The following is a 12,067-nucleotide window of genomic DNA, read 5'->3' on the forward strand; positions in this document are numbered from 1 at the left end:
AGGAGGGCTACATGACTGACTCAACAGCGCGGCTCACGCGCAGCATGCTCTTCGTCCCGGCCTCGCGCCCCGACATGATACAGAAAGCCGCGCGCAGCGCCGCAGATGCCATCTGCCTCGACCTCGAAGACGCTGTTGCGCTCGACCAGAAAGAAGCCAGCCGCGCCAACGTCATTCAGGCGCTGCAACACCTCGACTTTGGCAGGCGCACGCGCATGCTGCGCATCAACGCCCTCGACACCCCTTTCGCCTATCGTGACATCATCGAAATCGTCGAAGCTGCCGGAGCGCAGCTAGACCTCATCATGCTGCCCAAGACCCGCGATGCCAGCGACGTGCGCTTTCTCGATACTCTCCTCTCGCAGATCGAAATGCGCCAGCATCTCTCGCAGCACATCGGCATCGAAGCACAGATCGAAACCGCCAGCGGCTTCGTCTGGCTCCGCGAAATTGCTCAGAGCGCCCCTCGCCTGGAGGCGCTCATCTTCGGCCCCGGTGATTACGCCGCTTCCATGCGCATGCCCCTCGCAAACATCGGCGAGCCGGACCTCCACGACGCCATCTATCCGGGCCACCGCTGGCACGCCATCATGCACGCCATCGTCGCATCCGCGCGCGCCAACAATCTGCGCTGCATGGACGGCCCCTACGCCGATTTCAAGGATGAAGCTGGCTTCGAGCGCGCCTGCAAAGTCGCCCTCGCTATGGGCTTCGACGGCAAGCAGTGCATCCATCCCGCCCAACTCCCTACCGCCAATCGCATCTTCGCCCCCACGCCCGACGAATTGACCTGCGCGCACACCGTCGTAGACGCCTACGAACAGGCCAGCGCCGCGGGGCGCGGAGCCATCAGCGTCAGCGGCAAAATGATTGACGCCGCCAACATCCGCATGGCCCAGACCATCTTGCAGCGCCAGCAAGCCATCGAAGCAAAAGAAGCCGACGACTCTCGCCCATAGCGCAACCACTTGTAGCGCCGCCTTCCAGGCGGCCAACCGCCGCGCCATCACCCACGCCGCCCTTCCGAGCGCCCGCCGCGCCTCCTGGGGCGGGAGCCTGTGCAGACAGACTTGGTGGCGCAGCCCCTAGACGCGGTTTCAACCGCCAGGGCTTGGCTTCACCCGCCCGCCTGCCTGGGCTTCAGCACGTACCCCCGTACATGATACGTCCGTCCCGCCCGCACCGCAGACGGCCAATCAGAAATCCACTCCCACCCGCGCGCCGGTTCCGCCCGCGTAAACAACTCCTCAACCAGCCCGTCAAACCCATCAGGCAGCAGCGCCAGCGGCGCGGGCGCATCCAACCCCAGCGCCTCCTGTCCCTGCTGCGGCGTCAGCCGTCCCTCGTCCTCCGCAATCAACACCGCTACCCCTCCGGGGAGGGCCGCTTGCCTCGGCTGAGCCTCGGCATTCTCGCTCCCGTTGGTCGCTCGCGCGGCCCTCCCTGACGGACGCAGCAGCCGCGCCAGCAGCAGCACATGCCCCCGCGCCACGCGCAGCTTAAAGCGTTCAATCGCCGGACCCAGCGCCGCGTGTTCGTGCTGCTGGCCTGCCAGCGCCGGATCCAGCGTATTCAACAGATCGGTCACATCCAGCAGCGGATAGCTCCAGAGCTGTGTCACCACCAGCGAACTAATCACCACCCCGCATCGCCCCGCCCGCAGTTCACCCAGTTCCGGCGGCTGCGGAACCTCGCAGCGATCCAGGCAGCCCGCCACCGCAGACAGCACCGCGTCAGCCCCCTGCGCCTTGAGCGCCTGCCAACGCTGCCCCATCAGCGCCCGCTCCAGCGACACACTCACCCCACCCGTCACATCCGCAATCACCAGCCGCACCCGCCCCTGAAGCGCCGTATTCAGGCGTCGGCGCGCCTGTTGCAGCGCAAACTCATCCAGATCAACCAGCGCCACCTCCTCAACGCGCCGCGCCATTTCTTCCAGTGGCAACTCCGTACACGCCCCCGCCCCCAGGATTGCCACACGCCCTATCGGCTGGGGCTGCGTCTCCAGCGCCGCCATCACCAGCGCCTCAATCGCCTCCAGATGGCCGGGGCTGTGCCGCTGATACCACGCCCGCTTCCCCAGTCCCTGCATAGACTGATTCTCTTTCGCAAGCCGTTGAATACGCATGCGCCCTGCCTTCTGCCCTCGTTTTCTCCTGCAATGCTCAGCCTACTGGCATAGCCTTTGCAACAATCCCTACCGCTTTTCCCTCTGTTAGTCTATGCTCCAATAACTAGAAAACGCTATGCAAATGAGCCTGGAACACGCCTCGCAGCATCCTTTTCAACCAGACAGCACTCGGTCAGAAATGCAGTCGCCAGGTTGGCGGCCCCGGCCAACCGCCTTCCCGCGTGTCCGTCACACCAGAAAACACCCTTCCCACCTGCGCATCGTCATACGCGGGCGCCGCAAGCGCAAAGCGTTGCGCCGCAGCAATTGCCAGGCAGCCCAGCGCAGACACACACTAATCCACTCGTTCACGCTCGGCGTCGTTCTGCCCGTCGCCTCGCTGGCGATGATCATCACAGCCCTCATTGGCGGCAGCCTGCTCTACTACCAATCAGAACAAAACGCCCTCGCCCATATCGGCAGTGACCTGTCTGGAGACAGCCTCAAAATCTTCGACGCCCAGGGCAAAGAAATCTATGAACTCGCCGATCAAGGCGCACAAACAACCGTCTCATTAAGCCAGACGCCCAAAGTCTTGCAAAACGCCACGATTGCTATCGAAGACAAAGACTTCTGGACCAATCAAGGCGTTGACTTCCAGGCCGTCGTCCGCGCCACCCTGGAAAACATCCACTCCAGTGAGATCGTCTCTGGCGCCAGCACCATCACCCAACAACTCATCAAGAATGCCCTGGTCGGCCCCGAAGTCACCCTGGACCGCAAACTGCGCGAAATGATTCTCGCCCTCGGCCTCACCCGTGAAATCTCCAAACAGGAGATTCTCACCCTGTATCTTAACACCATCTTCTACGGCTCCCAATCCTATGGCATAGACGCCGCTGCCCACACTTATTTCGGCCTCAACGATCAACCGGGCCGCCCTGCCGCCGCGCAGCTCAATCTCGCCCAAGCATCCCTGCTCGCTGGCTTGCCGCGCTCGCCCAGCATCCTCAACCCATTTATCAATCTCCCAGGCGCATTGGAGCGCCAAAAAGCCGTCCTGCATCAAATGGTCGTACAAGGGTATATTACCCCCGCGCAAGCCGCGCAAGCGCAAAAAGAAGCAGGCGCGCCAGGCTTCCTCAAACCGGGCAGCCTGCCGCCGAACCTCGCGCCTCAATTCTCCACCTACGTCCTGCAACAGGTCCAGACCCTCATTAACCAGCACGTCATCTCGGCAGGCGACCTCAGCCGCTCCGGCCTGCGCATCTACACCACCCTCAACATCTCCCTCCAGGAGCAAATCCTCCAGATTGCCCGCAGCCACATCAAAGCCATGGCTGCCGCCCATAACATGAGCAACTCCGCCGTCGTCCTCATTGACTATCATACCGGAGCCATCCTCACCCTGCTCGGCAGCATTGACTACAACGACCCGAACATCATGGGCCAGTTCGATGTCGCCACTCAGGGGCTGCGTCAGTCTGGCTCATCATTCAAGCCCTTCGTCTATGCCACCGCCTTCGAGAAAGGATGGTCGCCTGGCACCCCCATCAGCGACACCCCCTTCAGCCTACCCGCTCCGCCGGACAGCGGCCAGCCGCCCTACTCGCCACAGAACTACGACGGCAAATTTCACGGCAACGTCACGCTCCGCTATGCCCTCCAAAACTCCTTCAACGTCCCTGCTGTGAAGACCCTCCTCTTTGCAGGCATCCCCAATTCACTCACCACCGCCGAAAGCATGGGCATTACCACCTATGAAGGCTCCCCTGGCCCCTCTATGGTCCTGGGCGGCCTCGGCGTCAAACTCTTAGACGAAACCTCCGCCTATGGCGTCTTCGCTAACGGCGGCGTGCGCGTCCCACCCTTTGCCATCCAAACCATCACCGACCAATTCGGCAAAATCCTCTATCAGCATCCCCAGCCACACCGTCTGCAAATCATCAGCCCCCAGATAGCCGGACTGATGACCAACGTCCTCTCAGACGACAGAGCGCGCCAGTACGAGTTCGGCGTATGCAGCCCGCTCATGCTTTATAACGGCACGCCATACAGCCCGCGCTGCCAGCGCGGCGACACCGGCATTGTGCGCCCCGCAGCCGTCAAAACCGGCACCACTCAAGATTTCAGGGACAACTGGACGGTTGGCTATACCACCGATTTTGTCCTGGGCGTCTGGGCCGGCAACAATAACGGCTCTCCGATGAGAGCCGTCAGCGGCGTTGATGGCGCAGCCCCCATCTGGCACGACGCTATGCTTGCCGCTGAACAGGGCCACCCCATCAACAACTTCATCTTGCCGCATGGCCTCATTCGCGCCACCGTCGCCTACCCTGATGGCGTCACCAGCACCGACTGGTATCTCCCCGGAACCGTCCCGGCAAACGCCATCATCCGGGGCAAATCCTGAAACCTACTCTTGATAGCCCGGCATGCTACACTAACGTTTAAACGAAAGGCACAGCTCGTGCGCAGATGCCCATACCGCCGTCGTCTCGTGGAGAATCTATCAGCCTATGCCAGACCCATCCAACACAACCAAACTTCCCGCCGCCATTGACCTCATTGGCGATGTCGTCTGGGACACCCATCTGGCCGTCCCACATCTCCCCATGCCCAGCCGCGAAGCGCGAGCCACCAACCGCCAGCGCCTGCTCGGTGGCACAGTCAGCCACGTCGCCCGCTGGCTGCATCTACTCGCCCAGGCAAGCCTCTATCCCGACGCCCCGCCAACCACTCGCCTCTGGTCCATCCTCGACGCCAGAGCAGCGCAGGCCCTCGCCCACTGCGACACCACCGCCTGCCCGCTCGTCCCACAGATCAGCGAAGTCTTCATCCTCACCCTGCCCGATGGCGAAAAAGCCATGATCAGCTTCGTCCCGCCCGACCTGCCGCCGCGCCCCCTACCCGCCAGATCATCCCTCTTCTACCTCTCTGCCTATACCCTGCTCTCGCCCGACGCCCAGCGCCACATCGCAGACCCCTGCACGGCTCTCGTAGCAGCAGGCGCACAGATGGTCTTTGACCTCGCGCCGCTCGTCCATCAAATGGAGCCAGCACTCCTCTTGCGTCTCATCGGGCTGGCCCACATCGCCCTGGGCAACGAAGAAGAATGGCAGCGCCTCTTCAACCTCAGCGACAGCAAAGCAGCCGCACAAGCTGCGCTCGCCCTCGGCGCGCGCTGCGTCTATCTCAAGCGCGGCCCCGCTGGCTCCATCCGCTTCGAGGCCGACGGCTCAACCATCGAACAACCCGCCGTCCCCAGCCAGCCGATCAGCACCGCCGGAGCCGGAGACGCCTATACCGCCGCCATCCTCGCTGGCCTCGCTGCCGGGCGCAGCCATCACTGGGGGCAAACGCTCGCCGCCCACTGCGGTGCGCTCCACACCGAACACCGCCCCGACAGCGAAAACATCGCTTCCCTCCAGCGCATCCTCGCCCTCGAATAATATCGTTCTCCAGGCTTTGGCATGTATTGTTGAAATGCCGGGTGAGAAGATACTAAGAAATGCTGAGAATAGTTCCTCCTTCGGCGCAAAAGTTGTTAGTCTCTCCCTGATGACATACCTTTTCCAAAAGCCAGTAATATCCCTCCTCATGGTGCAAGGGTAGCTGAAGCGTACTGATACGAGTGACCTTGATCCAATTTTCAATGTGATAGGGTAAGGTCGAAGCTACAACCGGACTGGCGCTCTCAAACTGGTCCGAGGGTACTGGCTGAGCTGCCTCAAGAGATGGGAATGGACCAATCAATTTTTCAGCAAAGAAAATAACAGCGCGTTCGCCCACCCCATAAGCCACCGGCTGTCGAATGATCTCAATCTGAACTCCTGGTTGAAGGAGGTAATAATTACTTCCCTTAACCAGGGTTGCGTTCGCTGGCCCCAGAATAGCAACATAATTATAGACCTCGCTCTGAGTAGGCTGCGGCACCACCCAATCCACAGGCGGCGGACTGGAGCAGGCTGGAAAGAAGGGGATAAATAGCGCACCCGCTCCGATAAAGGTGAGTCCTTGCAGCAATCCCCGAAACCTAATCATCGGTGTTCACCTGCCCCTTTCCTTGCAGTTCCAAGAAAAAGCACCCAGGCTATCTACAACTGCTGAAGAAAACTGGCGAGCTTATCGCTCGCGCTCCTCCCCAGCGATGCGCAGCATAGCCGCCAAACAGCGATCCACATCCGCCTCCGTCGTCGCCCAGGAAGACACACTGATCCGCATCGCCGCCTGCCCCTGCCAGACCGTCCCGCCGCACCAGCACGTCCCATCAGCCTGAAGCCGAGCGATCACCCGGCGCGTCAGATCATCATCCCCAAACGACACCAGCGCCTGATTGATCACCACATCGTTCAGCACACGATAGCCCGCCGCCCGCAGGCCCTCCGCAAAGCGCGCCGCGTGCCGACACGTCCGCTCCACCAGATCGGCCACACCCTCTCGGCCAAGCGCCCGCAGCGCCGCCCAGACTTCCACACCTCGCGCTCGCCGCGATGCCTCCGGCGTATATTGTAACGGCTCACGTGCCTCCCCCTGGATCAGATAGGCCGCGCTCAGCGCCATCGCGCCACGCAAATGCTCAGCGCGCCGTACAAAAGCCAGCCCGCTGTCATAGGGAACATTCAGCCATTTATGCGCGTCTGTCGCCCACGAATCAGCATTCGCCACGCCCGCCGCCAGATGCGCCCGCTCAGGCGCGGCGGCAGCCCACAGGCCAAACGCTCCATCCACATGCACCCACGCCCCCGCCTCGTGCGCCAGCGCGCAAATCTCGCCTGCCGGATCGAACGCGCCGGTATTCACATTCCCAGCCTGAATGCACACAATCGCCGGACCAGCCAGCCTTGGGAACACATCCGCTCGCATCCGACCCTGCCCATCCACCGGAACTGTTACCACTCGCCGCCGACCCAGCCCCAGCAGCCCCAGCGCCTTCAGCAGCGAAGCATGCGCCTCCTCCCCAACCACCACCGTCAGCGGCGGCGCGCCATACAACCCATCAGACTCCACATCCCAGCCCGCCCGCTCCAACAGGGCATGCCGGGCCGCCGCCAGGGCCGTGAAATTCGCCATCGTCGCCCCTGTCACAAACGCCCCGCCCGAATCCGTCGGCAGCCCCAGCAGGTCCAGCAGCCAGCACAGCGCGATCTCCTCCAGCGCCGCGCTCACCGGAGACGACACCACAAACGCCGCATTCTGATCCCACGCCCCCGCCAGCCAGTTCGCCGCCAGCGTCACCGGCAAAGAACCCCCATTCACGAACCCAAAATAGCGTCCCCCGGCGCTTGTCGCCGTGGCCGGAGAACCAACCTCATCCAGCAACTTCAGCACAGCCGCCGCGTTCGTCGGCCCATTCGGCAGCGACCCGCCCAATTCGGCCAACCGCTCTATCGCCTCCGGCAGCGGAGCCACCCGCTGCTCCCCAAGCCTTTCGCGGTACCGGATGCCGCGCTCGGCGGCCATCATCAGCAGATCATGATACATGAAGCGCCTCATCAATCATTATTCAACGACGGCAGGACTTCGGCGCGTGTACCGCCGTCTCGGCGGCTTTTCGTACCGCCGCCGTCTCGGCGGCCAACCGCTCGCCAGCGCAAACGCCCCCCTTCAGCCCAACGTTCCGACAGCCTACCGTTTCGCCGCTAGGGACGGTGACGCTACAGGCGAGAACCGCTGCCCCGTTTGCCCATCATTTCACCCACGCCCGCGCTCACCGAGTCCTGGCTCTCCTTCAGTTCAGCGGCGACACGCTCCCGCTCAGTTTCAGAGCGATTCTGGCTCAGCTTGAACTTCCCCTCCAGGCGCGTAATCTCCATCTCAAAGCCAACAATCCCCTTGAGCTTGCTCAGGAAGAAATCGGTAGGCAGTTCCAGCTTCCAGGGCTGCGCAAAGCCAGCCTCATACGTCTGCACGCTCGCATGCAGCAGCCTGATGAGAGCCGCCTGATCTTTCATCACACGCGGCTTGCCATACGCATGCACCGTCGCGTAATTCCAGGTCGGCACATGCAGCCCCGGCTCATACCAGGACGGCGTAATATACGCGTGTGGCCCCTGAAAAATAACCAGCGCCTCCTGCTCGCCAGTAAAGCCGCTCCACTGAGCATTCGCCCGCGCCATATGGCCCAGCAGCGTCCCATAGGGGCCGCGCTCGCTCTCCAGCAGCAGCGGCAGATGTGTGGCTATAGGAACGCTGGCCTGCTGCGTCACCACAACCGCAAAACTATACTCGCGCATCAGCGCGTGCAGCGCGGCAAGATCATCTTCACGAAACGCTGGCGGGATGTACATAACTCGTTGACCCCTTCTATTATCGAACCATTATCGCCTGCGCCGCCGTCCCTGACGACTCACTTTGCAGCGTTCCCTAAGATGTTAAGCGCCACGCGATGAGCAGCGCGCTGCGTCGAGATACCCTCTGCTCTGGCAATCTCCAGCATCCGCTTGATCGTGTAATAAATCTGGGCCGTTTGCGCGCGGGCCTTGTTCTCATCGTAGCCATCTAGCTCGCTCGCCACATTGATCAAGCCGCCTGAATTGATCACGTAGTCCACCGCGTAGACAATAGCGCGCGCGTGCAGCGCCTCGGCGTGGCGCTCCTCTTCAAGCTGATTATTCGCGCTGCCGGCCACAATCCGGCATGCCAGGCGCGGAATAGTCCGATCATTCATCACCGCGCCCATCGCGCAGGGAGCAAAAATCTCACAGGGTACATCATAGATCGCCTGCGGCTCTACCACCTCAATCTTCAGCCGGTTTCTGGCCTCCTCAACCACCTGGGGACGCACATCCGAACCAATCACCGCCGCGCCCTCGCGCGCCAGCAGTTCCGCCAGGCCCATACCCACCTTGCCCAACCCCTGGATGGCGACGCGCACCCCCGCAAGCGTATCGCGCCCAAGCACATCCTCAACCAACGCCCTCATCCCGCACAACACCCCAAACGCCGTCATCGGCGAAGGATCACCGCTGCCGCCCTCCTCAATGGGCGTACCCATCACAAAACGAGTCGAACGCCGCGCCTGCGCCATATCTTCCGGCGTTGTGCCAACATCCTCAGCCGTAATATAGCGGCCACCCAATGCCTCGATATAGCGGCCCAGTACCCGGAACCGCGCCGCGCGCAGCGACGCATCCTGCTCGTTGCCATCGGCCAGAATCACCGTTTTGCCACCGCCCAGCGGCAGACCGGCCAGCGCCGCTTTATACGTCATCCCTTCCGAAAGGCGCAGCACATCCAGCAAAGCATCCTGTGGGCTGTCGTAATGCCACAGCCGCGAGCCGCCCACCGCTGGCCCTCGCCTGGTGTTATGCAGAGCAATAAAAGCGCGTAAGCCCGTTTCATCATCGAAATAACTTACGACCTGTTCGTGCTTGTGTTCGACGCTGAACGCAACCGGGTCAATCATACAAACTCCCTTTTTTGAGGACAACACGCGCCCATCGCGCGCTATATCATCAAATCGGCTCGACAGACTTCAGCTATTCATCCTCCTGATACGTAGACGCTTGCCGCGCGTCGGCAACCTGCCAGATCACATCCGGCATCTGTTTTATCGGCGAGCCATCCCCAATCTGAAGCGGGATGCTTACTCCCTCAACCGCCAGATCAAACACATCGGCGCGCCCATAATGCCCTACCGCATCAAAGCCACGCCGCGCCAGCAGCGCCTGGGCAGGCGCGGCATCAGCCAGCAAGATTGTCTCTGTCCCATGCGCCGGACCAGCCACAATATTCCCCAGCGGATCAACAATCACGCTGTCGCCCGGATTGATAACCTCCCCTGGCGCGTACACGCCCAGCGCCGCCAGATCGCGCGGTAGATCAGTCTCGCGCAGCAGGATACCCACACTCACCACCCACATACGGCCCTCAGTGGCAATGTGGCGCACAGACGCCAGCCAGCGTTCCCCATCATCCTGATTGGGGGCAACGTGAATCTGCTCGCCTTGCGCGTACAGTGTCGCGCGGGCCAGCGGCATATAATTCTCCCAGCAGATGAGGCCGCCCAGAATGCCATGCTCAGTCTCAATCGTGCGCAGCGTCGTCCCGTCCCCCACGCCCCACACGACCCGCTCAGCAAACGTCGGAACCATTTTGCGGTGCCGCCCAAGAATGGACCCATCCGCCCCAAAATACAGCAGCGTATTATAGAGCGTTCCAGACCGCGCCGGGCGCTCAGTAACGCCGATAGCCGCCATCATGTGATGCTTGCGGCACGCCTCAGCAATCAGATCGGTTTCTGGCCCCGGCACAGTAATCGCCTGCTCCAGAAAACGCCGCTGAAACGTCGCAAACGGCTCGGCGCTGGGGCTGGACGTTCGGGCAGCGACACGCCAGGCCCAATCGGGATACCCCGGAATATACGACTCCGAGAACACTGCCAGCCATGCCCCGGCCTCAGCCGCCTCCGCGATATGCTCAGCGGCGCGCCTGGCCGTCGCCAGTGCATCACAATAAACTGGCGGCGATTGAACAGCTGCAACGAGTCCCATCAAGTACCCCTATCTCAACAAGGTTTTAAGAATCTAAGGCCAATTCGAGATACAGCGTCCCCTCAATCGGGTTATAGACATACGGCTCGATCTCCTTGAAGCCCAGCGAGCGATATAGCTCCCGTGCCTCCTGCATCAAAGGCAGCGTATCCAGGCGCAAACGACTATAGCCAATCACCCGCGCCTCGGCGATAATCGCCAGCGCCAGCCCTCTGCCAACACCCCTGCCGCGAAACGTTGGCCGCAGGTAGAGCCGCTTCATCTCCCCCACGTCAGCATTGAGCCTTCGCAGCGCCACACACCCTACCGCCTCCCCGCCCTCTTCGGCTATAAGAAGCCTTCCCTCCGGCGGCGCGTATTTCCCTGGTAGTTCCGCAAGCTCCCGCTCAAAGTCCTGAAAGCACAGATCGACCCCCAGCGAAGCCGCGTATTCCAGAAAGAGTTCGCGGACCCGCCCTATCTCCTGCTCGGATTGCGCCCGAACGATCCTGAGCATACCTTCAGCGCCTCTGCTGCGCACTACCAGCCGCGCGCAGCCATCAATTCGGTTGGGGGCAGCGTCTTCACATCCAGGCCGCGCATCGGCTCGCCCAACCCACGCGACACCTCCGCCAGAATCTGCGCATCGCGGAAATGCGTCGTCGCCTTCACAATCGCCTTGCCCCGGCGCAGCGGGTCTTCCGACTTGAAGATGCCAGAGCCGACAAACACACCATCGGCCCCCAGCCGCATCACCAGCGCCGCATCCGCCGGAGTCGCCACGCCGCCCGCGCAGAACATCACTACCGGCAGCCGCCCCAACTCGCGCACCTCGCGCACCAATTCATAGGGCGCACCCAGGTTCTTCGCCTCCGCCATCAACTCTTCTTCAGGCAGCCCCTGAATCTTGCGGATGCCATCGGTAATGGCCCGCAAGTGGCGCACTGCCTCAACGATATTGCCGGTTCCGGCCTCGCCCTTGCTGCGAATCATCGCCGCGCCCTCGCCAATCCGGCGCAGCGCCTCGCCCAGATCGCGCGCCCCGCACACAAAGGGGATCGTAAAAGCGCGCTTGTTCACATGAAATGCTTCATCGGCTGGCGTCAGCACCTCGGACTCATCAATACAATCAATGCCAAGCGCCTGAAGAATCTCCGCCTCGACAAAATGTCCGATGCGGCACTTCGCCATCACCGGAATAGTCACCGCTTGCTTGATTCCCGATACTAACTCAGGATCGCTCATGCGCGCCACGCCGCCCTGCGCGCGAATGTCGGCAGGCACACGCTCCAGCGCCATCACTGCCGACGCGCCCGCCTCCTCAGCAATCTTCGCCTGGTCGGGCGTCACCACATCCATAATGACGCCGCCCTTGAGCATTTCAGGGAAAGCCCGCTTGACTTTCTCTGTGCCAACCTGTTTTCCATTCTGCTGAGCATGATTCTGTGCCATTTACGTATTCCCTCCTCAAAACTACTGATGA

General features: G+C 61.9%; 11 protein-coding genes. 3 read left to right on the forward strand and 8 right to left on the reverse strand.

Features of this window, described 5'->3' with window-relative positions; translation table 11 throughout:
- Positions 1 to 11 precede the first annotated feature (11 nt).
- Entirely contained in the window at positions 12 to 959 is a 948-nt protein-coding gene (locus VH599_00290) for a CoA ester lyase (GenBank protein ID HEY7346722.1), read from the forward strand.
- Positions 960 to 1,117: 158 nt separating this feature from the next.
- On the opposite strand, the gene VH599_00295 is transcribed toward VH599_00290, so the two are convergent.
- The gene (locus VH599_00295; protein ID HEY7346723.1) at positions 1,118 to 2,128 is read right to left on the reverse strand and encodes a hypothetical protein; all 1,011 of its coding nucleotides are present in this window, start codon (positions 2,126 to 2,128) and stop codon (positions 1,118 to 1,120) included.
- 181 nt (positions 2,129 to 2,309) lie between these two features.
- On the opposite strand from VH599_00295, the gene VH599_00300 reads away from it, so the two are divergent.
- Positions 2,310 to 4,523, forward strand: a complete 2,214-nt coding sequence (locus tag VH599_00300) for a transglycosylase domain-containing protein (protein HEY7346724.1) — start codon at positions 2,310 to 2,312, stop codon at positions 4,521 to 4,523.
- Positions 4,524 to 4,629: 106 nt separating this feature from the next.
- Positions 4,630 to 5,562: a carbohydrate kinase family protein gene (locus tag VH599_00305; GenBank protein ID HEY7346725.1), complete on the forward strand. Its 933-nt coding sequence runs from the start codon at positions 4,630 to 4,632 to the stop codon at positions 5,560 to 5,562.
- Between the two features lie 52 nt (positions 5,563 to 5,614).
- Here the strand turns inward: VH599_00305 and VH599_00310 are convergent, their stop codons facing one another.
- The 7 genes from VH599_00310 to pdxS all read right to left on the reverse strand — a co-directional run bounded on the left by VH599_00310 (position 5,615) and on the right by pdxS (position 12,036).
- Positions 5,615 to 6,154 carry a hypothetical protein gene (locus VH599_00310; protein HEY7346726.1) on the reverse strand — a complete coding sequence of 180 codons (540 nt, stop codon included), beginning with the start codon at positions 6,152 to 6,154 and terminating at the stop codon, positions 5,615 to 5,617.
- Positions 6,155 to 6,235: 81 nt separating this feature from the next.
- Entirely contained in the window at positions 6,236 to 7,594 is a 1,359-nt protein-coding gene (locus tag VH599_00315; GenBank protein ID HEY7346727.1) for an aminotransferase class V-fold PLP-dependent enzyme, read from the reverse strand.
- Between the two features lie 173 nt (positions 7,595 to 7,767).
- Positions 7,768 to 8,400 (reverse strand): FMN-binding negative transcriptional regulator, encoded by a 633-nt coding sequence (locus tag VH599_00320; GenBank protein ID HEY7346728.1) that lies wholly within the window; start codon positions 8,398 to 8,400, stop codon positions 7,768 to 7,770.
- Positions 8,401 to 8,459: 59 nt separating this feature from the next.
- The gene (locus VH599_00325) at positions 8,460 to 9,518 is read right to left on the reverse strand and encodes a Glu/Leu/Phe/Val dehydrogenase dimerization domain-containing protein (GenBank protein ID HEY7346729.1); all 1,059 of its coding nucleotides are present in this window, start codon (positions 9,516 to 9,518) and stop codon (positions 8,460 to 8,462) included.
- Positions 9,519 to 9,591: 73 nt separating this feature from the next.
- Positions 9,592 to 10,605: a carbon-nitrogen hydrolase family protein gene (locus VH599_00330; protein ID HEY7346730.1), complete on the reverse strand. Its 1,014-nt coding sequence runs from the start codon at positions 10,603 to 10,605 to the stop codon at positions 9,592 to 9,594.
- A 25-nt stretch (positions 10,606 to 10,630) separates the two neighbouring features.
- A complete protein-coding gene (locus VH599_00335) occupies positions 10,631 to 11,101 on the reverse strand; it encodes a GNAT family N-acetyltransferase (protein ID HEY7346731.1) in 471 nt (156 codons plus the stop codon).
- A gap of 23 nt (positions 11,102 to 11,124) precedes the next feature.
- On the reverse strand, positions 11,125 to 12,036 hold the full coding sequence (gene pdxS / locus VH599_00340) for a pyridoxal 5'-phosphate synthase lyase subunit PdxS (protein ID HEY7346732.1): 912 nt from the start codon (positions 12,034 to 12,036) through the stop codon (positions 11,125 to 11,127).
- Positions 12,037 to 12,067 lie beyond the last annotated feature (31 nt).

It is taken from the genome of Ktedonobacterales bacterium, assembly GCA_036557285.1.
Taxonomy (GTDB): Bacteria; Chloroflexota; Ktedonobacteria; order Ktedonobacterales; family DATBGS01; genus DATBHW01.